The organism is Sorangium sp. So ce406 (assembly GCF_051474675.1).
GTDB classification, from domain to species: domain Bacteria; phylum Myxococcota_A; class Polyangia; order Polyangiales; family Polyangiaceae; genus Sorangium; species Sorangium cellulosum_G.
Genome location: NZ_CP150340.1, coordinates 4,713,285 through 4,735,828 on the forward strand (window position 1 = coordinate 4,713,285; position 22,544 = coordinate 4,735,828).

Genomic DNA, 22,544 nt, shown 5'->3' on the forward strand with positions numbered 1-22,544 from the left:
GAGGGGGCCGGCCGTCGAGCATGGGCCGCTTCGCCGGGGCGCTCATCCGGACACCACCCGCTGCGCGATGCGCCCGAACAGGCTCTCTCCCGAGCGACTCAGCATCTCGATCATGATCGTGTCTCCCGGTCTCATGAAGGGCGTCCTCGCCGCCCCGTGCTCGAGGATCTCGAGCGTGCGCTTCTCGGCCAGGCACGACACGCCGCGCGCCGGATCCCGGTTCGAGACGGTGCCGCTGCCGAGGATCGTCCCGGCCGTGAAGCTGCGGGTCCTGGCGATGTGCTCGATGAGGTCGAAGAACGAGAAATGCATCTCCGGGCCCGCCTCGGGATCGCCGATGAGCGCGCCGTTGTAGGTCGAGCGGAGCCGCAGGTGGACGCGCCCGTCGCGGAGCGCGTCGCCGAGCTCATCGGGCGTGATCGCGAACGGGGAGAACGCCGTGGCCGGTTTCGAGCTGAAGAACCCGAAGCCCTTCGCGAGCTCGGCGGGCACGAGGTTGCGCAGCGTCACGTCGTTGGCCAGCAGGAACAGGCGGATGTGCCGGTGGGCCTCGTCGCGGCGCGTGCCCTGCGGGGTATCGCCGAGGACGGCGCAGACCTCGGCCTCGAAATCGAGGCCCCAGGCCTCGTCGCGCAGGACGATGTCGTCGGTCGGCCCGAGCAGGACGCCGGAGCCGCCCTGGTAGACCAGCGGATCGGTCGTGAGCGTCTCGGGCGGCTCGGCGCCGCGCGCCTTGCGCACGAGCACGATGTGCTGGATGTACGCCGACCCGTCGATCCACTCGTACGCGCGAGGCAGGGGCGCGGCGAGCTCTTCCACGGCGAGCGGGGCCACGCCCGCGCCGCCGCGCTCGATGTCGTCCGCGATGCGCCGGAGCGCGGGCTCGGCGCGCTCCCAGTCGTCGAGCGCGGCCTGGAGCGTGGGGAACGCGCTGCCAGCCGGCGCGCAGGCGAGGCCGTCGCGGCTGACGACGACGAGCGTGCCGTCGCGGCCGGGGCCGCGGAGAGAGGCGAGCTTCATGCGGGTGCGAGCTCCTCGTGCGTCACGGTGATCCCATCATTTCTGCAGCTGGACACCGAGGAACAGGGCATTCCCTTTCACCCCCGACAGATCGCTCCGTTGATAGCCGAGCGCCACGCGCGCTGCGTGCCCTTCGATGATGTAGCCCATCTGGGCATCGATGAGCAGATAGGGGTCGGCGTTCTTCAGCTTCGCCTGTTGCAGCCGGACCAGGGGCTGCAGCTTGCCGACGCCGATGTTGTTCGGCGTGAGGTAGCTCGCGAGGGCAAAATAGGAATGGTCGAACCTCTCGAAATCGCCAAAGTACTTGTAAAATGCGCCTTCGAGCGTGAGCGTGCCCGCTGTGTCGAGGTTCTTTTCGAACAGGAGATCGGCGTTGACCTCCATGTAGGTGTCCTTGCGCGGGACGCCTGGAGGCGTGTCCGGCGCGGGGGGCGGCAGCGACTCGACCGAGCCTTCCTTCTGCACTTCACCTGCCACGCCGAGCGCGAGGATGCTCTTCTCTCCGAGGTACGTGGACTTCTGGTAATAGGCTGGCTCCGGGTCGAGCAAGCTCACGTTGAGCCTCGCCGTGTAGAGCGGGCTCACCGCAGAGTCATGCAGGTTGAAAGCGCCCACGTAATATTTGAACAGCCCGCCCGCCACCTTGCCCCAGGCGGTCACCCCATCGTTGCGCCCGAGAGGCCCCTGTCTTGGACCGATCGGCGGGGCATAGGGCTCGAAGAACCCGGGATAGTTCCACGGCCCCATCGACCACGGCCCGGAGAAGGCGGAGCGATCCGACGGCACGATCATCCGGCCGATCCAGACGTTCAGCAGATCATGAAACTGGAACTTGGCGATGACGTCACGGAGAGTAGCGCTGCCCGCGATGTTGCCCCCGGTCGGGGTCGGGCCGAACTGCGCGACGATCGCGCCCTGCAACCCGATGAACCGGTTGATCTCGCCTGAGAACGACAGATCCAGCTCTCCGTCCCCGAGCAGCCGGTCCATCTTCTCGCGCGCGCCGGGGTTCTGCAGGCGACCTCCGACCCGCGCCCAGGCCGCGACGCTGATCGGCTTCTTCCATGGCTCCTCCGCCGCCGGCGGCGCCGGCGGGGCCGGGACCGTCACGGCAGCGCCTTGCAGCGCCGGCGCGGCAGCTTCCGCAGGCGGCGCAGGCGCCGCGCTCGCGTCTGTGGAAGGGCTCGCGGGCTCGGCCGCGGGCTCCGCGATCGGCGGGTCTTCGCCCGTGGGCGCCGGCGCTGCTTCGGGCTGCGCTTGTGCCCGCGCCAAGCTATCGAAGGATGTGATGCCGAGGATGACGGCCAGGAACCCCGCGCCAACCTCGCCCCGACGTCTCGACGCCCTCGTCCTTATGCTCATGCGTTCTCCGTGGTGTGCTCATCAATAGAACGGCCGCGCGCACCTCGCGGTCGAGCGGCGGCCGCCGTTCTCCGCGCCCCCTTCGCGCCAGGCCAGCCGAGGTCTCGAGGGGCTGAGCCACGATCGCGCGCCTAGCGGACCTCGTAAACCGTGAGCCGCACCCGGTCGGCCAGCCGCTCTCCCACGGACAGGGCCAGCACGGCGTTCAGCCGCAGAAGCCCCGGCGCCGAGGTGCGCATGCGGATGGCGGTGCGGAAATAGTAGAGCCCGGGGTCCACGGCCTCGCCGCGCCCGAGCGCCGCCAGCACGTCCGGCGGCCCGGAGCGGACGCCCTCGGAGAGGATCTCCACCGTCCCATGGCCGGCGATGTCGAGGATGTAGTGGGCGGAGATCTCCATCCGCCCGTCGGCCCAGATCGTCTGCCAGTCGCCGCCCGGCAGCACCCGGCCCTCGAGGCCGCCGGCCACCGTACCGCCGACGATGGGGATGAAGCGACGGCAGGGCGGGTTCGGCGTGATGGTGACCGGCGGATCCACCGCCACCTCGAGCGTCATCAGGGGAACGAGGGGCGGGCTCACGCGAGCGGCTCCGAGGCGCGCTTCAGGCCGGTCAGCACCTTGTAGCGGGCGGCGATGGACTCCAGCTCGCCGGGGGCGAAGACGTCCTCGATACGCTCGAAGCCGTCGGGCGCGCGGTCCTGGGCGATCTGCATGCACTGCTCCGGACCGTTGCCGCGGTTGGCCGCGACGATGGCGGCGGTGGCGGGCAGGCGCTCGGCCTCGTAGGCGGCCAGCGCTTCCACCGGGTCGGCATGAGCGGCGAGCGCGCGGACCAGGGCGCGGGCGTCCAGGATGGCCTGGCTCGCGCCGTTGGAGCCGATCGGATACATGGGATGGGCGGCGTCGCCGAGCAGCGTCATGCGCCCGTGGCTCCAGCGCGGCAGCGGATCGCGGTCGACCAGCGGGAACTCGTAGATGGCATCGGCGCCCCGGATCAGGCCGGGCACATCCAGCCAGTCGAAGCGCCAGGCCTCGAACCTGGGCAGGAAGTCGGCCGGGTCGCCCCGCCGATTCCAGTCCTCCCGTCGCAGGCTCTCTGCGACGGCGAGCTCGGCGATCCAGTTGATCCTCTGCCGGCCGTCCGGCCCCGGCGGGCAGATGGGATAAGCGACGAACTTCTGGTCCTGATGGCCGGCCATGATCATGCTGGCGCCGGTGAGGAAGGGCGCCGCCAGCGTGGTCGCCCGCCACAGGATGCGGCCGCCATAGACCGGCGGCCCCTCGTCCGGATAGAGGCGGGCGCGCGCCGCCGAGTGGATGCCGTCGGCGCAGATCAGGAGGTCGGCAGGAACCTTCCGGGCCACGCCCTCGCGGTCGATGAAGCGCGCCACGATGCGGCCTTCGTCCTCCTCGTGGCCCGAGAGGCGCCTGTCGCAGATCACCCGGCCTTCGCCCAGCCGCTCGACGGCGGCGTCGAACAGCACGCCCTGCAGGGCGCCGCGGTGCAGGGAGATCTGCGGCGCGGCGTGCCCGGCGAAGCGGCCGCGCGGCTCGCCCCAGATGCGCTGACCGAAGCGGTTGAAATAGACGAGCTCGCGGGTCGCCACCCCCTGCGCCAGCAGGGCCTCGACAAGGCCCAGCTCGCCCAGCACCTCCCCGGCGTGGGGCAGGAGGTTGATGCCGACCCCGAGCGGCAGGATGGTGGGCGCGGCCTCGAACACCGTCACCTCATGGCCCGCGGCGTGCAACGCCAGAGCCGCGGCAAGGCCGCCGATCCCGGCGCCCGCGACGATCACCTGCATGAAGTCCTCCCGCAGCCTTGCGGCTCGACGCCGCCTAGTTGGTTAAGGGCCATGACAATTCATTGGACCCGACGTCGGCCGCCGTCGGCCGATCGATGTCGTCGGCAGGAGCCGCAGGTGACATCGACCCCGCGCGGGCGGCCCTCTCCTCAATCAGCGACATAGCGTCCGCGGAGGGTCATCACCGCCGCCGCCACCCCGGCCGACAGCACCACCGGCACCATGGCCATGGCCACGCCGGCGGGGCCCCAGCCCTGGCTCAGCAGGTGGCCCGCCACCAGCGGCCCGCCGATCGAACCCAGCCGGCCGGCGGCGATGGAGGCGCCGACGGCCAGCCCGCGCGCCTGCGCCGGGTAATAGAGCGGGATGATGCCGTAGAGCGAGTATTGCGCGCCCAGCAGGAAGAAGCCGGCCAGGCCGGCCAGCACCAGCACCGGCGCCAGGCTGCTGGCCCCCGCCAGCCCGAACAGCGACAGGGCCAGGGCGGGATAGGCCGCGATGATGGGAATGCGCGGCCCCAGCCGATCGACGAGCGTGCCGATGGCCCAGCAGCCGACGACGCTGCCGACGTTGAAGGCGAACGCGGCGCCGGCGCCGCCCACGCCGCCCAGGCCCTTGGCCGCCACCAGCGACGGCAGCCAGTTCAGCAGCAGATACAGCACGAGCAGCGTCAAGCCGAACATGAACCAGGCCAGCATCGTGATCAGCAGCCGGCCACCGCCGAAGAGCGCCTGCACGCTGTTCGGCCGCTCCGCGCCGCCGGACGCAGCCGGGCGGCTGTCGGGCATCAGCCGCGCCATGACCGGCAGCAGCAAGAGCGGCAGCACGCCGCCGACCAGGAAGATGCTCTGCCAGCCGAACCGCGCCAGGAAGCCGGCCGCGAACAGCGCCGCCAGCGCGCCGCCGGCCGGCATGCCGCTGAACATCAAGGTGGTCGTGCGGGTCCGCCGGTCGGGAGGGGCGATCTCCAGGGCGATGGCCACCAGGGTGGGCATCGCCGCCCCCAGGCCGGTCCCGGCCAGGAGCCGGTAGAGACCCAGCGACAGCGGTCCGCCCGCCACCACCGTGGCCAGCGTGAACAGGCCGAAGGCGCCGACGGCGATCATCAGCAGCGGCTTGCGGCCCATGCGGTCGGCCATCCAGCCGCCGCCGAGCGCCCCGCAGACCAGCCCCACCATGCCAGCCCCGAACACGACGCCCGCCTGCGCGGGCGTCATCCCGAGGGCGGGGATCAGCAGGGGGGCGGCGACGCCGATGGCCTGGATGTCGAACCCTTCCAGCAGGGTGATCAGGAAGCACAGCGACAGCGTGACGGCGCCGCGCGGCGCGTGAGGGGGCGATGCGCCCATGGAGAGACCTACCGTTTCCGTCCCATTGCCCGGGATTGTTGCAGCTGCCGCTGGTTGAACGACGTCCGGCTCAAGCGAGGCCCGCTTCAGAACTGCGAGAAGAAATTCCAGATCGACTCACCGGAGTTGTTCTGCGGGGCGTGGCCCCCGCTGAACTCACACCAGACGACGGGATAGCCCGCGTCGCAGCCTTCGTAGCTGACGCAGGGGGACGGCGAGACCGGCGTGGTCTGCTCATCGCAGTGGTTTCGTTCGAGGAAGACATCGCGAGCGGACCGACCATTGTCGACCGGAACGACGTCGTCGGCGTTCCCGTGGGCGCCCCACATGGCCACAGGGTGGTCGCCGTCCTCGCAGCCGCTGTAGAGCGCGCCGGACATGGAGGCGATGGCGCGGAAGTCGTCGCCCATCGCGCAGCCGATGGCGTAGGACATCATGCCGCCGTAGCTGAATCCGGTCGAAAAGATCCTGCTCTGGTCGATGCAGAGCTCGCCGCGGAGGCGTTCGAGCATGGCGCGGAGGAACGCGATGTCGCGGCCGCCCGTGTTCGCCCAGCCCTGGTCGAGCCCCTCGGGCGAGACGAAGATCGCCGAGCCGTCGGCGCGACCCTGGAGGCCGTAATAGCCGCCGCCGAACCCGGTCGCGACCTGTTCGGCCGAGCCGCCGCGGGGATGCCAGGCGAAGATGAGCCGGTAAGGATGGCTGGAATCGTAATCGTCCGGCACGGCGAGGATGTACTCGCGCGTCGCGCCCCCGACATCGATGCTGAAGCGGCCGCTCCTCGGCGCCGTCGCGCTGCCGCAGCCCGCGCTCTGCGTCTCTCCTCCAGAGCCGCTCGAGGCGGAGCCGGCGGCGCCTGCGCCGCCCGCGCCCGCTCCTCCCGAGGCCGGGCTCCCGCCGCTGCCGCTGCCGCCGACGCTCCCCCCCGACGCCGATGAGCCCCCCGTCGCCGACGAGCCCCCCGTCGTGGACGAGCCAACCGTGGCACCGGAGCCGCTGCTGCCGGGCCCAGCGGGCCCTCCGGAGCTGCTGCTGCCGGCCGATGCCTCGGCCGTCGCATCCCCCTCGCTGGAGCAGGCCACCGCCGCGAACGCCGCGAACGCCGCGAGCACGACGACCCCAGGCGCTGTCGTGCCGAAATTGCGAAGCGTTTCCATTCGTCCTCGCCTCTCTGTTCGAAGATCGCCGCCGTTGCTCGCATCACCCGATGCAGGTGACCGCAACGACTTCGTATCCCAGGTCCTCTGGCGAGAGGCATAGGCATACTCGCCTATGCCTCGACGCCAGACGTCACGCCCGATCGGCGGACTGGACGATTCGCGCGAGAGCCGAATTCGCTTGGCGCTGAAATTGTTGTCTGTGGCGGCCTTGCCCGCCCTCGCCGCGCGAGGTCTTCGCCGAGCTACGGCGCCGCTACTGAGTCACGCCGATCGAGTCGAGGAAGGTGTTGTACTCGTCGACCTTGTCCCACGGGACCACGTCGAGGCCGACGTTGAGCCGACTCTCGTCGGAGATCCGAGGGGCGAAGATCGCCCTGGTCGCGTCGAGGCCGATCATCTTGATGCCGTAGAGGATGTAGGGCACGAGGTACCCCGCGTAATACTGCCGCTGGGCGTGCGTCGCCTTGATGAGCCCCCGGCGCATGTACTCGACGGTCTTCGGCTCGTAGTCGAAGGCGACGACGGGGAGCTCCGTCGCGCCAGCGGCCTCCGTGGCCATCGCGCACCGGTACGAGACGTTGTGCAGGCCGAGCAACCCCACGACGGGCGGGTCCGCGGTCTCGATCTGGGCTCTCATCGCCTCGACGTCGGCGAGCTCCCCCTGCGGGGACCAGTCGATCGGACGCACGACGATCTTGTAACCGGCGCCCTCGAGGACGCCCCGAGCCCCCTGCATTCGATTCATCCCGTCGACCCAGAACGGGTCGCCGGCGCCGTGGATCACCACAGTGCCCGGCGCGGGGGGCAGCAACGCGAGCAGGGTCTCTCCGGCCGTGACGCCTGCCGACGCGCTGATGGTTCCGACATAGATGGAACGCTTGGAGCCGTTCGCGTCGGTGTCGAGCGTCACCACAGGAACCCCGCTGTCGATGGCCTCATTGATGCCGGCCGCGGTGGCCTCGCCGAACGGCGAGACGCCGATCCCTTCGGCGCCGTCCGCCACCGCCTGTTCAATCTGCTCCCCCTGGGCCACCGCCCCCTGTCCATTGGCCCCGAGCACGTTCCCCGTGACCCCGAGCTCGCCCATGGCTCGGTTCGCCCCCGTGGTGATCGGCGTGAAGAACCCGCCGATCTCCTTCAGCAGGATCGCCATCTGCATGGGCTCGAGGGCGCCCTCGTTGAGCTCGGCGACGAGCGCGTCGAGCGTCGCCTCGATCTCCTCCGCGTTGAACTCGCTCTTCGGCGTCTCAGCGCGCTTGATGTGCGAGACTTGCTCGCCCTCGCCGGTGGTGCCGCCCGATCCGCATGCCGCCGTCGTCAGCGCGAGCCCGAAGGCCGCCACCCGGCGTCGTCCAATGCTGTTCATCATACCCCCTCATGCTCCGTGGTTCGTCCCGTCGTACGCAGCACCCTTGCGTGAAGCGCTATCTCGTGGCGGGCTCTTCGCCCGCCGGCGCAGCTGACGGCGACCGGGACGAGGGCGACAAAGGTGTCGCCGTGAACTTCCACTCTTCCCCCGCGCGATACGCCATCACATCGAGCTTCGCTCTGTCAAGGTCTCATGAGCGCAATCGACGAATCTTGGCGCGGAGACTCACACATCGATGCTTGTCCGTGAATCGCGGCTGTCAGGCCGAGAGGTGGGGGCATGCGCGAGGACGGAGGGACTCCTGAGCGCGACGAGGGAGAGGAGCGCTGCGTCGGGCAGGCGAGGTGAGCACCAGATACGGGCGCGAGCCGCCGGACGGGCCTGTCGCCCGCAGGACGGCCCTGCCCGTGTCCGAGACGCGCGGAGCTAGGCTTGCCCGAACAGGGCGAGACACTGATCGTCGAGGACGCCGCCGACGAGGTCGAGCGGCGCGCCGGACTGCTCGTTCATCCATTGCGCCGGGACGGCCAGCTCGCGCTGCGCTCCCCCGGTCGCCTTCGTGACCTCGGCCATCGTGCAGCCGAAGACGATGCGGCTGATCCGGGCGAGCCACGCCGCGGTGAAGCACATCGGACACGGCTCCACGGTCGTGTACAGCGTGTACCCCTGCAGATCCGGGCCGACGGCCGCGCAGGCGCGGCGGACGGCGCCCACCTCGGCGTGCCACGTGAAGTCGCGCTGGGCGTTCACCTCGTCGGTCGCCTCGGCCACGATCGTGCCGTCCGGGGCCACGACCAGGGCGCCGAACGGCGGCTCGCCGGCCCGCTGCGCGCCGCGCGCGACCTCCAGCGCCCGCGCCATCAGCTCCTCGTCGCGGCTCATCGGACGAGCCTCGCGTCGAGCAGCGACTCCGGCGCCGGCGCCTTCTTGACGAGCTTGGACTGGACAGCGAAGTCGATCACCGACTTCATCGAGGCCACGGCGGGGCCGGCCTTGTCCGCGGCGCCGAAGAGCCGCTTGTTGTCGGCGAGATCGTAGATCTTGTCGCCGGCCAGCATGCCCTTCACGTCCTCGGGCGAGGCGTTCAGGTACTTGCCGATGATGGGGTACGCCTTGTCGGGCTCGCTGCGCAGCGTCTGGACCCCGCGATCGACGGCGCCGAGGAACTTCTTGTAGGCGTCGCCCCCCGCGTCGAGCTTCGCCTTGTGCACGACCACCGAGTTCGTGATCGTGTCGGGCATGCTGGCGCTCGAGAAGATCACGTGGCCGCCGTTCTTGGTCGCCTTGGTGATCCACGGCTCCCAGGTGACCGCGGCGTCGACCTTGCCCGCGACGAACGCGGCCCCGGCGTCGTCGGCGCTCATGCTCGTGATCTTCACGTCGCCGGGGCTGACCCCGCTCTTCTCGAGGCCGAACAGGAAGAGCATGTGGTTGACCTCGCCGAGCGTGAGGGCGACCGTCTTGCCCTTGAGATCGGCCATCGACGCGATGCTGTCCTTGGCCACCACGGCGTCAGCGCCGTTCGAGCTGTCGACGAGCGCGATCGCCACGACGTCGGTCTCGCTGTTGCCGTTCAGCACGGCCAGGTTCTGCAGGGTGGTGAGCCCGACGTCGAGCTGGCTCGACGCCAGCGCCGCGAGCGTGTCCCCCGGGTTCGAGAACGGCTTGAGCCCGACGTCGAGCCCGGCCTGCTTGAAGTACCCGAGATCGTTCGCGAGGAAGACGCCCGAGTAGCCGATCCACAGGTCGTGGCCGACGGTGAGCTTCAGCGGCTCCGCGGGGGGCGCCGCGGCCCCGGGGCGCTCGCCCGGGGCGGGCGCGGCGGCGGACGCCTCGTCCGGCGCGGCGTCCTTGTTCGAGCAGCCCACGGACAGCGCGAGGCACGCGAGCGCTGCCCCGAGCTCTTGCAAGACGGTCCTTCGATTCATGATCCCCCTTCCAGTGGCGTGTTGGTGAGCCCGAAGAGCAAGCGGTCGCGCTGCGCCCCGGTGCGCGCGCGCCCGCGCAGGAGCGCCAGGATCTCGCGCTTCTGGTGCAGGAACGCCTCGTCGAGCTTGAGCTCCGCCGAGCGCGCCTGCCGCGCGAACGTCACGTCGAGGCTGGCCAGGACCTGTCCCGGCCGCTCGGAGAAGACGACGACGCGATCGGAGAGGAGCAGGGCCTCGTCCACGTCGTGCGTGACGAACAGCGTCGTGATGCGGTGATGCTGGATGAGGTGGAGCAAGAGCTCCTGCATGTCCTCGCGGGTCTGCGCGTCGAGCGCGCCGAACGGCTCGTCCATCAGCAGCACCTCGGGCTGCCCGACGAGCGCCCGCGCGAGCGCGGCGCGCTGCTGCATGCCGCCGCTCAGCTCCGCGGGGAGGCTGTCGCGGAAGTCCCAGAGCCCGACCAGGCGCAGGAGGCTGTCGACCCGGGCCGCCTGCTGGTCCCGAGCGCCGGCGCCGGCGCGCGCCCGGGCGCGCGCGAGGGTCAGCGGGAACCGGACGTTCTCGCGCACGCTCAGCCAGGGGAACAGCGTCTGCTGCTGGAACATGAGGCCGATCTCGACGCCGGGGCCGAGGACGCGCTCGCCGTCGAGATCGACCGTCCCGGCCGTCGCCGGCTCGAGCCCGGCCACGATGTGGAGGAGCGTGGACTTGCCGCACCCGGAGGGGCCCACGAGGCTGATGAACTCGCCCTCTCGGGCATCCATGTCGAGCGGGCAGAGGGCGACCGTCCCGCCGCGGCGACCGGGGTACGACTTCGCGACGCCGCGCAGCGACAGCTTCATGTCTCGCGCCCTCGCGCCCAGGGGAAGAGCCGGCGAGAGGCCGCGCGGAACATCCAGTCGAGGCCGAGGCCGAGCAGGCCGAGCACCAGCAGATAGGCGTAGATGCTCGGCGTCTGGAGGAAGCGGTAGAAGCGCAGGATGCGAAAGCCGAGCCCCTCGGTGGCGGCCACGAGCTCCGCGACGACGACGTAGCTCCACGCCCAGCCGTTGCACATGCGCAGCGCGCTCCAGACGCCGGGGAGGGCGGCCGGGGCGAGGACGCGCCAGACGATCTCGCGCCGCGTCGCCCCGAGGCTCTGGCTGATCTGGACGAGCGGCGCCGGGACCCGCCGCACCTCGTCCGCGGTCATGATCAGGAGCTGAAAGAAGGTGCCCAGGAACACGAGCATCACCTTCGCCCCCTCGCCGATGCCGGCCGCGATCATGACCAGCGGGATCAGCGCCGGCACCGGGACATAGCGGAGGAACTCGGTCGGCGGCTCGAGCAGCGCGGCGACCCCGCGGAACGCGCCGGCGAGCACGCCCAGCGGGACGGCGAGGACGGCGGCGGCCGCGAACCCCGCCGTGACGCGCAGGAAGCTGTGCTGGACATCGGTCCACAGCTCCCTCGACGCGAGCGCCTCGGCCGTGGCGCGCCCGATGCTCGAGAGCGTCGGGACGATCGCGGCGTCCGACCCGCTGCGGGCCGGGAGCCACGCGTACGCCGCCGCCATCGCGAGGAGGCTCGCCGCGCCGAGCGCGAGGCGGGCGCGGCCCGGAATGGCGCGGCCGAGCGCGAGCCAGCGCGGCGGCGCCCGCCCGCACTGGCGCGACGGCGCGAGCGGCTTCGTGTCGACAAGCATCCTCGTGAAGGCCTCCGAGCCTCCCATCGTGACGTTCTCTCGAGACAGACCGAGTCGGGACAGAGGATATCTTGCCCCGATGTGGGTTCGTGTCGGTGCCCGGGAAGCAGGCGGGCCACGTACCTTCATCAGGATTGGCCTGAAAAGATGTCATCAGTCCGACGCCACACCGTCAAGCGCGATCTGGCGCGCGAGCGCGCGCTCATCGAGGTGGGCGCATGGCCTTCATCGCAGCATTGTTCGCGCTGCGTCGTGGAGGATGGGTGCGTGTGCGAGGAGAGGGGCAAAGCCTGAGGCGTTCCCCCAATTCGCAGCTTTTTTCAGCGGAGAAATTGAACAGGGAGGCGGGGAGACAGGGAGTATTTCGAAGAACTTCCTCCCCGTCTCCCCGCCTCCCTGTGAACTTTCCGAAGAACTTGAGGGGATGCCTCAGGTGCAGAGCGCCACGTCCTCTCGGGGGTGGCGTGTCGTTCACGGGAGCGCGCGAGCCCTGGCCTTTCGCCGCGACATCGCGTAACGCACGCCGGCCCGGAGGTCTCTCAAAAGGACGAGCTCCTCCAGCGCCTCGCCGGTGCTCGCCAGGGACGCGGCGGTGGCCGCGGACATGCCGACGAGGACGCACTGCGCGCCGAGCAGGACCGCGGCCTGCACCGCGCGCAGCAGGTGGTGCGCGACGTGGCTGTCGATGACCGGGACGCCGGTGAGGTCGATGATCACGAACTCGGCGTCGTGGCGCTCCACGCCTTGCAGGAGCGCCGCCATGAGCTGGCTGCTCCGCATCCCGTCGAGGTGGCCCACGAGCGGCAGGACGAGGATGCCGTGCTCGATCGGCAGCACCGGCGTCGCGAGCGCGGCGACCGTCTCGAGGAGGCGCGCCTGGCTGGCGAGCAGCTCGGACTCGGTGCGCCGCAAGGCCTCTTCGGTCCGCTTTCGCGCGGTCACGTCGACCACGACGCCCACCATCCCGATCACGCGCCCGCGCGCGTCACGGAAGGGGACGATGTTCTCCAGGGTCCACCCGTCGCTGCCGTCCTCGAGCTTCCACTGGAGCTCCACGTTCAGCCGCGCGATCCCGTCGGCCATGATGGCCTCGTCGTTGTCGTGGTAGCTGCGAGCGACCTCGGGGATGAAGATGTCCTCATCACGCCTGCCGACGATCTTGTCGGCCGAGAGGCGGTAATGGTTCGTGTAGGCCTTGTTGACGGCGAGGTACCGGTGATCTCGATCCTTGAAGAAGACCATCGCCGGGATCGCGTCGAGCAGCGCGGCGTGCCCGGCGGCCTCCACCGAGAAGAACCTGGCGAGCAGCCCTTCTTCCTGCTCGGCAGGGCGGTCGTCGCGCTGCGTCGCGCCCGCTCGCCGCGCCTCGGCCAGCTCCTGCTCCAGCTCCGCGACGCGCTGGCGAAGCGCCACGACCTGCTCACCGAGCGACATCTCGTTCTCTGGATCGGGCTGCATTCAGGGTACCAGGTGTCAGCTTGATCGCATTATCCGAAGATGGTTCGGGACGCAACGCTGGTCAGCGGCACCGGTGTACAGGCCCCGCGCTTGCGCTCAGGACCTTGCACGTCAACAGAGCATATCGACTCACCTCGCGTCCGCTCGTCCGGGTTCCATGCGTGCGGTGCCGCGAGCTCGGGCTCGCCCCCTCGGCGGGACATGCCGCTTGACGCGAGGGCCGCGATCGACCCGGTGAGCGACCGCGGCGGGGGTTCCTCGCGGTTGCGGCTGCGCTCGGCGCACACCTCGAAGCGGGCGAGCTCGGGCGCGCGAGCGGGATCGGCGCGGAATGCGCGGCGCCCGGTGCTACGGTGGCCGCCTCTCTGGAGCCCACCCATGTCCAGGATCGTCGACAGCTTGCCCGCCCTCTACAGGGGCCTTCTTCCCCCGTTCTTCGAGCGGGAGATCCCGGCCGAGACCAAGGCCACCTGCGCCTCGTGCGCGATGTGCGAGGCCTCGTGCCAGAGCGCCGTCGCGCCGGTGGACGGCCGGAGCCGGTTCTTCCGGCCCGACACCAAGTGCTGCACGTTCCACCCGCGGCTGCCGAACTACCTGGTCGGCGCGCTGCTCTCGGACGACGACCCCGGCATGGCCGAGGGGCGGCGGCGCGTGGAGGCGAAGATCGCCGCGCGGATCGGCGCGACGCCGCAATGGCTGAAGCCGCCCGCGAAGTTCGAGCTCCTGTACTCGAGCTCGCGGCGCGCGTTCGGCCGCTCTGCCACGCTGCGCTGCCCTTATTACGACGCGGAGCCCGGGAGCTGCACCATCTGGCCTTATCGCGAGGCGGTCTGCTCGACGTTCTTTTGCAAGTACGTCGCGGGCGCGGACGGGCGGAAGCTGTGGATGTCGATCAAGACGTTCCTCTCCCTCGTGGAGATCCAGCTCTCGCGGTATGCGCTGTTCAAGCTCCACCCCGAGTACATCCACCAGCACCGGAGCCGCGGAGAGCAGGAGTCGAGCCCGCTCACCGTGGACCAGCTCGACGAGGAGGCGCCGCCCAAGGCCGAGTACAGGGCGATGTGGCGGGAGTGGACCGGGCGCGAGGCGGAGTATTACCGCGCCTGCTTCGCGGAGATCCGGGGGCTCTCGGCGGCGGACCTGGAGCGGCACCTCGGCCTGGACGGGACGCTGGAGCAGGCGATCCTGGACCGGCTTCACGGGGCGGTGGTCTCGCCGGAGCTGCCCGAGGTGCTGCGCTTCAACCCGGACGCGACGGTGCAATGGCTCCCGGACGGGAGCGTGGCGCTCGGCGCCTACAGCGAATACGACGCGATCGGCCTGCCGGGCGAGGCGTACGCGCTGCTCGTGGAGTTCACCGGGGAAGAGCCGGTGAGCGGGGTGCGGCGCAAGCTGCGGGAGCAGAGGCAGGCGGACCTCGACGACGAGGTGCTGCTCGTGCTGCACCGGCACCGCGTGCTGGTGTCGGGTTGAGCCGTCGCGCTGGATGGGTGGCAGTCGACAGGAGGGGTTGAGGCTTCAGGGCGCCAGGGCGTGAGCGTTTCGGGCGCGTCAATGAGCGCCGCGGGCGCGCGCCGCGCGGCAGCGGGGGGCACGGTAGGCGCACGGTCCGGCGCGTCGCCGGGCCCGATCCACCGAGAAGGCACCCCCATGAACACGCACCCGAAGCGCCTCACCGCGGTCCTCGTCTGCCTCTCCGCCGCCCTCCAGGCGTGCGCCGAGAGCCCGGCCCCGACCGCGCCGGAGCGCCGCCGCGTCGGCGGCTTCACCACGCCCGAGTCCGTGCTCCACGACGCGGAGCGCGACGTGTACCTGGTCTCGAACATCGTCGGCTCGCCCGTCGAGAAGGACGATCGCGGGTTCATCTCGCGCGTCTCGCCGGACGGCGAGGTCCTCGATCTCACCTGGATCGACGGCGCGTCCGAGGGCGTGACGCTGAGCGCGCCCAAGGGCATGGCCGTCGCGGACGGCAAGCTCTACGTGGCCGACATCGATGCGGTCCGCGTCTTCGACGCGAGCGACGGCGCGCCGATCCAGGACATCGAGGTGCCCGGCGCCGGCCTGCTCAACGACGTCGCCGTCATGCCCGACGGGTCGATCGTGGTCTCGGACTCGGGCGTGACCGTCGTCGACGGCGCGATCACCGGGACGGGCACGGACGCGCTCGTCGTGATCGATCCGGCCGGGCAGCCGTCGAGGCTGCTCGCCGACCCCGCGCTGCCGCACCCGAACGGCGTCGCGTACGCGGACGGCGAGATCTGGGTAGCCTACCTCGGGGCCGCGCGCGTCGACGCGGTCGACGCCTCGGGCGAGCCGCGGCGCGAGATCGCGCTGCCCGCGGGCACGCTGGACGGCCTCGTGCGCCTCGACGACGGCCGGCTCCTCGTGTCGAGCTGGGACGCGAGCGCGATCTTCGAGGTCGACCCCGCCGGGGACGCCGCGCCGCGCGTCTCGACCCTCGCGGAGGATCTCCCGAGCCCCGCCGATCTCGGCTGGGATCGCGCGAGGAGCCGCCTGCTCGTCCCGCTCTTCAACGACGACGAGGTCGTCCTGCTCGACGTCGAGTGAGCCCGCGCACCAGCGCTTGGGCCGCCGGCGCGGCGCGGCTACGCTGATCCGCCCCGGCCGGCCTGCAGCGCGTCGCCGCGGCGATCGCGCCGCCGATCGATCCACGAGGCAACCAGGAGCGAACATGAACACCCAGCTCACCCGACTGCTCGAGCCCACGGATCAGGCCCAGGCCTGGGGCGCGCTCAGGGAGGCGATCGCCCGGCTGGAGCGCGCGTCCTCGACGTACGGCGCCGCCGGCGCCGGCCTGGCCCGGTGGATCGGGGTCTTCACCCGCGCGCGCGAGCGGGTCCAGATCCAGCGGCTCTCGCGGCCGCTCGTGGTGCTCATCCTCGACGGGGCGAAGCGGATCTTCCTCGACGGGCCGGACGGCAACACGCGCCTCGTCGCCCGCGAGGGGCAGATCCTGCTCGTGCCGCAGGGCATCCCCCTCGAGCTCGTGAACGAGCCGGATCCGGAGCGCGGCGTGTACCGCTCGTTCACCATCGAGCTGCTGAGCGAGGTCGACGAGCGGCTCCAGCGCCGCTACCCGACGCTCTGCGTGCAGCGGGGGCTCGGCGGCTTCGAGGCGGACCGGCCGCACCTCCTGCGCTCGGCGATGCCGTCGATCCAGGCGCTGATCCACCTCGTGAACACGCTCCTCCTGCCCGGGGCGCACGCGTTGCTCCTCCAGCACCGGCTGGAGGACCTCATCCTGACCTTGCTGCTGCAGCACCGCGAGCAGCTCGAGGAGGCGCGCGCGGCGTCGTCGACGCTGTCGCTCGATCCCACGCTCGCGATCCGGACGCTGGTGCGCCGCGATCCGGCGCGCGCGTGGGCCGCCCAGGACGTCGCGCGCGCGCTCGGGGTGAGCAACGCGACGCTGCGCCGCCGGCTGGGCGCGAGGGGGCTCTCGTTCAGGGCGCTCCTGTGGAAGGAGCGGCTCGAGCTGGCCAAGACGCTGCTGCGCTCGGGGCGCCACGGCGTGCTCGAGGTCGCGACGGCCTGCGGCTACGACTCGGCGTCGCGGTTCGCCGAGCAGTTCCGGCGCTCCGAGGGGCTCAGCCCGTCGGAGTACCGCGCGCGGCACCGGCCGGGCGCGGACGACGGCTGCTTCGGCGAGGAGGGCGAGTCGAGAAGCGGGGTGGGGGGCTGAGCAGCTCAGCGCATGATCGCCTGCGCGATGGTGTCGATCATCCGCGGGATGGCCACGGAGATGAGGATCCCGAGGTTCGCCCGCTTGTTGTCCACCAGCATGCCCTGGAGCAGCTTGCCGTGGTTGACCACCACCACGGTGTGGTTGCCCGCCATGTCCATCAGGTAATACCGCCCGAGCGGCGGGAAGTTCGAGTCGCGCAGCGAGGTGTCCAGCTCCTCGGTGATGCGCGTGAAGAGGGCCACCGCCACCGGCTGCTGGTTGAAGCCGGCGAGCGACAGGCCCGCCGAGCGCTCCCAGATGTCGGTGGCCAGCAGCCCGTCGCGAAGGATGTTGCGGAGATCATGGACTGCGGCCTCGAGGACTTTGGTGTCGATCATCGTGCTTCCGTGGCTCCTGGGCGCGCGCGCCCGCGTTGGAAATCCCGCATTCGTTACAGCCCGTGCAGGGTCGTCTCGAGCGCCTCCTTGAGCTGCTCGAACGCCCGCGTGGAGAGGGCCTCGTCGCCCACGGTCCCGAGGCAGAAGCCGCCGCGCGCCGTGCGCGCCTCGACCCAGGACATCATCTGCGCGCCCAGCCAGAGCGCGCCCGCCGTGGCGTCGACGCCGGGGATGCTGCGGACGCCGACGAGCGCCGAGAGCAGCGGGCCCACGAGCGACACGTGCGCCTCGGAGATGCCGTGCGCCGCCAGCGTGAGGCCGTTGTCGTCGGCGACGAAGGCGCCCACGCACGCGTGGTGGTCGAGCGTCCAGGCGACGAGCGTGTCGAGCCGGTCAGCCGGGTTGTCGGAGGTCTGCACGAGGCGCGGCACCTCCTTCGGCGGCCTGGGCGCGGGCTTCGCCGGCGCGGGCTTCGCCTGCGCCGGCGCGGGCTTCGCCTGCGCCGCGGGGCGCGGCGGCGCCATCGGGCTCACGAGCGTCGTGCGCTCCTGCGACCGCGGCGCGGTCACCTGCGCGAGCAGCGAGCTCACCCGCTGCGCGTCAGTCCACGAGACGGATCGGACCGTCATCCTCGCCTCCTGCCGTTGTGCCCAGCCGCTCCTCGATCTCGGCCACGAGCTTGTCGAACACCGCAGAGACCGCCGGAGGCCGGCGGCTGAGCAAGCCGAGCGGCACGCCCGCGCGGCTCGCCTGGAGGAATGTGCTGTCGCGCGGCACCGCGGTGTCGAAGACCTGCTCGCGGTAGAGGGACCACAGCTCCTCCAGCGACGCCAGCGGCACCGGATCGCGGAACGAGCTCATGGTGCCGATCACGCCGAGCAGCGAGCAGGCGGCGCCGATCTCGCGCAGCCGCGCCAGCATCTCGAGCAGCCGGGGCAGGGCCCGCAGCGCGAGCGGCTCGCACTGCGCCACCGCGATCACGCTGTCCACCTCTTCCAGCACGACGCGCGACATCCCGCCGAGCCCGGCCGGCGTGTCGAAGAGGACCAGATCGAAGTCGCGCTGGCTCTGCTCCAGGATGCGCCCCACGACGTTGGCCTCGCGCGCGGTGACGGAGAAGCGATCCTCGTCGAGCGCGTCGACGGGGCCCATGGGCAGGAGGCAGAGCTCCGCGAGCCGGGTCTTCACCACGCCTTCGAGCGGTGGGCCGCCGCGCGCGAGGCTCGCGGCGAGGCCGGGGCGATCGCTCACGCCGTCGAGCGACATGCCGATGGCGCCCTGCAGATCCGTGTCGACGAGGAGGGTCCGCGCGCCGCGGCGCGCGAAGGCGAAGGCGCAGTTGAGCGCCACGGTGGTCTTTCCGACTCCGCCCTTCAGGCTGGCGAATGCGATGGATCGGGTCATCTTGGGTATCCGAGCTTGCGTAGCTGTTCCAGGTTAGCGCGCACGAGGCTGGACGCGGGATCGAGCGCCGAGAGGTCGGTGAGGACGCGGGCCGCCTCGCTGTAGCTGCGCTCCATCAAGAGGCGCCGCGCGTCGGCGTTGAGCTGCTTGACGCGGCTCGCGATCTGCTCCGGGGAGGCGAGCGCGATCGCGATCCGCCGCGACGAGATCGGCGGCGGCACGTCGACGCTGCCCTCGTCGATGCGGCGCAGCGAGTCGAGCACCAGCTCCGCGAGGTCCTTGAAGATGGTGCGCTCCTTCGTCGAGCCGCCGGCCGGGTTGACGCGCACGCGCATCTCCGGGCGGATGAGCCGCGCGAACGCCTCCTCGCCCACGCCGAGGGCGTCGAACGCCGTCCATAGCTGGCCGCGCCGCACCTCGATGAGACCCACGTCGCCGCTCTCGTTGCTCACCACGAGGACGTGAGAGTCGCCGGACATGCAGATCATCTGCAAGAAATCGACGGGCACGAAGTTCATCCCGACCGGCGCCGATTGCTCGCCCGCGGCGTGCGCCATGAGGACGAGCGTCTCCTCGGCGATGGGCCACGTCACGCGCGTGACGCTGCTCACCGCGCCAGGGATCTCCACGCCGTCGTGCACCGCGAGCACCAGCCGCGCCGTGCGGCGGTTGAGCTGCGCGAGGGCGTCCTCCGGCGCGCCCGGGAGCGACGGCGCGTAGATGATGAGCTCCACGCTCTGCGCGCCGTCGAGCGCCTGATCGAGCTCTTCCCACGTGGCGGCGCCGAGGGCGCTCACCTGAGCCTGCCCGGCGATGACGCGAATGCACCGCATGCGCTCGCGCAGATCGGGATCGGCGATCACGACGATGGGCATTCCCTCAGCCTCCGAGGTCGCGGTCGCGCTGCGCCCGGCGCAGCATGACCGCCGCCGCGTTGTCGCCCGGGCGCATCTTCGCGCACGCCTCGAACGCCTCGACCGCCTCGGCGAAGCGGCGCTGCACGAAGGCGGCGGTGCCGCGGGAGAACGCCTCGCGGTAGCGCCGATCCTCCTCGGTCTCGACCACCGGCAGCGTGAAGCGCGCGCTCACGGGGGCGGGCTCCGGCGCGCGCCGCTCCAGCCCGCGCGCCGGCATGGTCGGCGGCCCCGCGTCCGTCGTCGCCTCGGACACGGTGGTCTCCGGCGCCTGCCGGAAGGACACCGGCGTCCTCTCGCTGTACGGCGACGCCACCTCCCGGCCCGTATAAAGACCGACCAGCACCTGCAGCGTACGGAGCCGCCCGAGGGGGCACATCTGCACGATGTCGTCGAAGGTCGAGGCGCCGTCGATGTACCGCGCCACCATCAGCGCGTCGGGCGAGCGACCCGCCGCCACGGGGATGGGCCCCGCCACCTGATCGAGGCCGCCGAGCCGCTTGGCATAGGCGCCGGCGAGGAACTCTTTGATGCGTTCGATGCTCGTCTGCAGCTCGCGATCGTTGGGGGACTCCGATCGCGCTCGGTACAGCACCGCGAGCGCCTCCTCGTAGCGCTTCTCACGGACCAGCCGCACGACCTCCTCCCGCACGGGAATGGTCTTCGGGATCGCGCGGCTCTCGGGTTCCGACACCAAAGCTGAGTCGTGTTGGTCTTTCACGGCACAATTCGGCAAGCTACATGCCCGGGCCGCCGGCCTTCAAGCTGTTTGATTGAATGTTCGGGCCGCGGCCGCCAGCGTCGTCCATCGGGATCGCCATCGTCACAGGTGCGAGCGTGTGCGGGAACGGCCATAGCCAGACTCGACATCAGGCGCTGCGACCTGAGCCCACGTGAAGGCGACGAGACAGGGGCCGGGTCTATATAAGGAGACCCGCTGCCGCGGCCGGCGGGGGGCGTCGCGGGGCGCGCTCGGACGCCCCGCGGGATCAATCGTCGGCACCTCGTCCGTTGCTCTCTCGCGGCCTTGTTGTCCCACATGTACGCTCGTTTGCGCACCTGAGTGCCGCGGCCGACCTCAATGGAGGGATCCCTGAAGATATTGGATTCAGCTTACGCCGGACTTGCGCTACAGTCGGTGCACCGAGTGGGAACATCCCCCAGCGTTGAACGACGACTGGAGGTGGTTCGAAGCTAGATTGGAAAAATCAAGCTCGGAAATGCAGCATGAGGGGGGGCATGCAGGATTTTGACCCGGGGGGGATCCGGCAGCACCCATTTCGGTGACGCAGTGACCTTGTCTTAGGCATCACGAGGCGCCGTCGGCGCCTGGGAATAAGCAAACAGAGGGATAACTAGACCAACGACACAACAGCCGAAAGGAGATCGCTTATGCGGCAGGTCTTGCGGCACATCTTCCAGAAGAAGCAGGCGTACGCTCGTCTACCCCTGTTCGAGCGGATGCGGGACGAGCGGCTCGATCCTCTCGAGCGGCTCGGCTTCTATCCGTGCATGGCTTACTTCATCCTGAGCTTCGGCGACCTGAACCGGTTCGTACTCCGGGACGAGCGAGAACCGGACATGTACCAGGACATGGTCAACGTCCACACCCGGGAGGACGATCACCACTGGCCATGGTACCTGGAGGATCTGACGAAGCTCGGCTTCGACATCGAGGCGCGGGGCTCGGACTGGATGAACTTCCTGTGGGGGGAAGAGACACTTCAGAATCGGATCCTCACGGCCCGGCTGACGGAGCTCATCAAGGGCACGTCGGGGCTCGAGCGGCTCGTCATCATAGAGGCGATCGAGGAGACCGGCAACGTCCTGTTCTCGGCGATGCTCCCGCTGGCCAAGGCGCTGGAGGAGCGCCTCGGCACGGAGCTCCGCTACTGCGGCCCGCATCATTTCGAGCGCGAATCGGGCCACACCGTGGACGCGGATCACGCCGCGCTCGCGGGCATCTCGCTCGACCCGGCCACGCGCGCGCGGTACAAGGCGCTCGCGGACGAGGTGTTCGCGATGTTCGAGCCGTGGACGCACGAGCTCCTGCGCTATGCCCTCAAGCACCCGGTGAGCGTCGTCGAGACCGACGGCGTGAGCGGGGTGATGGTCCGGTCGTCGATCCTCGCCGCGTGAAGCAACGCGGTTGAGGCTCTCCGATCGGCGCCGCGCGGCCCCCTCCACTGCACCCCGCGCCGGCACGCGCCACGCGCAGAGCGCTCTGCGCGTGGCGCGGATGCCGGTGGCATCCCAGCCCACCATGCCCTGACGCTGCTGCCGGGCGGCCTGATCGTCGAGATCGAGGACGCGCAGCCAGGGGCGAGCTCGTGGCCGCGTCCCGAGCGTCGAACCTCGGCACGATCGTTCCGACGTGCCGCCGCTCGCGAAGGCGCGCGACGGCGGCGCGTACCTCGGCTCAGAACGAGCCCTCGCGCAGGTTGATGCCGTGCTCGAGGTACGCCTTCAGACAGCAGGCCATGTGCATCCAGCCCTGGCAGTTGCCGTAGGACGCCTGCAATCCCGACGCGGTCTCCTTCCAGCCCGACTCGGCGATCCGGACGAGCGTCGAGCTCGGCCCCAGCGCCTCGAAGTGCATCTCCACCGTCGTGTTGTAGGGGAGCTCCTTCAGCTGCTTGCCGTCGCTGCCGTCGGAGGGCTCGCTCGCCGCCCACTCGAGGACGATGAGCTTGTTGGCGACGACCTGCTTGACGGAGACGGGGAAGGGCTTGCCTCCATCGAAATCGGCGAAGCTCCACATGACGGTGGTCCCTTCGTCGAGCGGCCCGCTCGCGCCGCCCGTCGTGAAGTACCCGCTGAGCTTCTTCGGGTTGTAGACCGCATCGAAGACCTCGTGAACGGGCTTCTGAACCTTCGTCTGCACCTGGAACTTGAGCTCCATGACACCCTCCTTGTCGCGGCGACGCCCCGGCCGCGCACTGACACACCCGCGCGCCGATGCGACGGCGCGCGGGCGCACCGGTACACCGACGCGCCGGACGTGCCGAC

At 70.7% G+C, this 22,544-nt stretch carries 22 protein-coding genes; 4 read left to right on the forward strand and 18 right to left on the reverse strand.

The genetic code is table 11. The features are described 5' to 3' along the window. Positions 1-42: 42 nt before the first annotated feature. From WME96_RS17190 to WME96_RS17245, 12 genes are all read right to left on the reverse strand, one after another. Positions 43-1,020, reverse strand: a complete 978-nt coding sequence (locus tag WME96_RS17190; protein WP_437291197.1) for a fumarylacetoacetate hydrolase family protein — start codon at positions 1,018-1,020, stop codon at positions 43-45. 36 nt (positions 1,021-1,056) lie between these two features. Then, complete coding sequence (locus tag WME96_RS17195; RefSeq protein WP_437291198.1) at positions 1,057-2,133, reverse strand: hypothetical protein; 1,077 nt, start codon at positions 2,131-2,133, stop codon at positions 1,057-1,059. 383 nt (positions 2,134-2,516) lie between these two features. Continuing rightward, complete coding sequence (locus tag WME96_RS17200) at positions 2,517-2,963, reverse strand: DUF3237 family protein (protein ID WP_437291199.1); 447 nt, start codon at positions 2,961-2,963, stop codon at positions 2,517-2,519. Continuing rightward, complete coding sequence (locus WME96_RS17205; protein WP_437291200.1) at positions 2,960-4,186, reverse strand: flavin-dependent oxidoreductase; 1,227 nt, start codon at positions 4,184-4,186, stop codon at positions 2,960-2,962. Before WME96_RS17205 ends, WME96_RS17200 begins: the two co-directional genes overlap by 4 nt. A gap of 149 nt (positions 4,187-4,335) precedes the next feature. Beyond that, positions 4,336-5,535, reverse strand: coding sequence for an MFS transporter (locus WME96_RS17210; RefSeq protein ID WP_437291201.1), 1,200 nt, complete (start codon positions 5,533-5,535; stop codon positions 4,336-4,338). Positions 5,536-5,621: 86 nt separating this feature from the next. Next, positions 5,622-6,692 (reverse strand): alpha/beta hydrolase family esterase, encoded by a 1,071-nt coding sequence (locus tag WME96_RS17215; RefSeq protein WP_437291202.1) that lies wholly within the window; start codon positions 6,690-6,692, stop codon positions 5,622-5,624. Between the two features lie 256 nt (positions 6,693-6,948). Then, a complete protein-coding gene (locus tag WME96_RS17220) occupies positions 6,949-8,064 on the reverse strand; it encodes a substrate-binding domain-containing protein (RefSeq protein ID WP_437291203.1) in 1,116 nt (371 codons plus the stop codon). A gap of 426 nt (positions 8,065-8,490) precedes the next feature. After that, complete coding sequence (locus WME96_RS17225; protein WP_433936582.1) at positions 8,491-8,946, reverse strand: nucleoside deaminase; 456 nt, start codon at positions 8,944-8,946, stop codon at positions 8,491-8,493. Further along, positions 8,943-9,992 (reverse strand): ABC transporter substrate-binding protein, encoded by a 1,050-nt coding sequence (locus tag WME96_RS17230; RefSeq protein WP_437291204.1) that lies wholly within the window; start codon positions 9,990-9,992, stop codon positions 8,943-8,945. The genes WME96_RS17225 and WME96_RS17230 overlap by 4 nt, the downstream gene beginning before the upstream one ends. Then, complete coding sequence (locus tag WME96_RS17235; RefSeq protein ID WP_437291205.1) at positions 9,989-10,834, reverse strand: ABC transporter ATP-binding protein; 846 nt, start codon at positions 10,832-10,834, stop codon at positions 9,989-9,991. The genes WME96_RS17230 and WME96_RS17235 overlap by 4 nt, the downstream gene beginning before the upstream one ends. After that, the gene (locus tag WME96_RS17240) at positions 10,831-11,703 is read right to left on the reverse strand and encodes an ABC transporter permease (protein WP_437291206.1); all 873 of its coding nucleotides are present in this window, start codon (positions 11,701-11,703) and stop codon (positions 10,831-10,833) included. Before WME96_RS17240 ends, WME96_RS17235 begins: the two co-directional genes overlap by 4 nt. Positions 11,704-12,147: 444 nt before the next feature. Then, complete coding sequence (locus WME96_RS17245) at positions 12,148-13,134, reverse strand: PAS domain-containing protein (RefSeq protein ID WP_437291207.1); 987 nt, start codon at positions 13,132-13,134, stop codon at positions 12,148-12,150. A 378-nt stretch (positions 13,135-13,512) separates the two neighbouring features. Between WME96_RS17245 and WME96_RS17250 the strand changes: the two genes are divergently transcribed. From WME96_RS17250 to WME96_RS17260, 3 genes are all read left to right on the forward strand, one after another. Further along, on the forward strand, positions 13,513-14,607 hold the full coding sequence (locus tag WME96_RS17250) for a hypothetical protein (RefSeq protein ID WP_437291208.1): 1,095 nt from the start codon (positions 13,513-13,515) through the stop codon (positions 14,605-14,607). A gap of 177 nt (positions 14,608-14,784) precedes the next feature. Then, on the forward strand, positions 14,785-15,702 hold the full coding sequence (locus WME96_RS17255; RefSeq protein ID WP_437291209.1) for an SMP-30/gluconolactonase/LRE family protein: 918 nt from the start codon (positions 14,785-14,787) through the stop codon (positions 15,700-15,702). A 124-nt stretch (positions 15,703-15,826) separates the two neighbouring features. Then, positions 15,827-16,837 carry a helix-turn-helix domain-containing protein gene (locus WME96_RS17260; RefSeq protein WP_437291210.1) on the forward strand — a complete coding sequence of 337 codons (1,011 nt, stop codon included), beginning with the start codon at positions 15,827-15,829 and terminating at the stop codon, positions 16,835-16,837. Between the two features lie 5 nt (positions 16,838-16,842). Here the strand turns inward: WME96_RS17260 and WME96_RS17265 are convergent, their stop codons facing one another. Genes WME96_RS17265 through WME96_RS17285 form a run of 5 tightly spaced genes read right to left on the reverse strand, consistent with a single transcriptional unit; the run spans position 16,843 to position 20,229 of the window. Continuing rightward, complete coding sequence (locus WME96_RS17265; protein WP_433936590.1) at positions 16,843-17,217, reverse strand: hypothetical protein; 375 nt, start codon at positions 17,215-17,217, stop codon at positions 16,843-16,845. Positions 17,218-17,270: 53 nt separating this feature from the next. Then, positions 17,271-17,846, reverse strand: a complete 576-nt coding sequence (locus WME96_RS17270) for a hypothetical protein (protein WP_437291211.1) — start codon at positions 17,844-17,846, stop codon at positions 17,271-17,273. After that, positions 17,818-18,621, reverse strand: a complete 804-nt coding sequence (locus WME96_RS17275; protein WP_437291212.1) for a ParA family protein — start codon at positions 18,619-18,621, stop codon at positions 17,818-17,820. Before WME96_RS17275 ends, WME96_RS17270 begins: the two co-directional genes overlap by 29 nt. Beyond that, positions 18,618-19,496: a DUF4388 domain-containing protein gene (locus tag WME96_RS17280; protein ID WP_437291213.1), complete on the reverse strand. Its 879-nt coding sequence runs from the start codon at positions 19,494-19,496 to the stop codon at positions 18,618-18,620. The genes WME96_RS17275 and WME96_RS17280 overlap by 4 nt, the downstream gene beginning before the upstream one ends. Before the next feature lie 4 nt (positions 19,497-19,500). Next, positions 19,501-20,229 carry a TRP-like protein gene (locus WME96_RS17285; RefSeq protein WP_437291214.1) on the reverse strand — a complete coding sequence of 243 codons (729 nt, stop codon included), beginning with the start codon at positions 20,227-20,229 and terminating at the stop codon, positions 19,501-19,503. 698 nt (positions 20,230-20,927) lie between these two features. Here WME96_RS17285 and WME96_RS17290 point away from each other — a divergent pair. Further along, complete coding sequence (locus WME96_RS17290; RefSeq protein WP_433936595.1) at positions 20,928-21,674, forward strand: hypothetical protein; 747 nt, start codon at positions 20,928-20,930, stop codon at positions 21,672-21,674. 280 nt (positions 21,675-21,954) lie between these two features. Here WME96_RS17290 and WME96_RS17295 read toward each other — a convergent pair whose 3' ends face one another. Continuing rightward, positions 21,955-22,437, reverse strand: coding sequence for an SRPBCC family protein (locus tag WME96_RS17295; protein ID WP_437291215.1), 483 nt, complete (start codon positions 22,435-22,437; stop codon positions 21,955-21,957). Between the last annotated feature and the right edge of the window lie 107 nt (positions 22,438-22,544).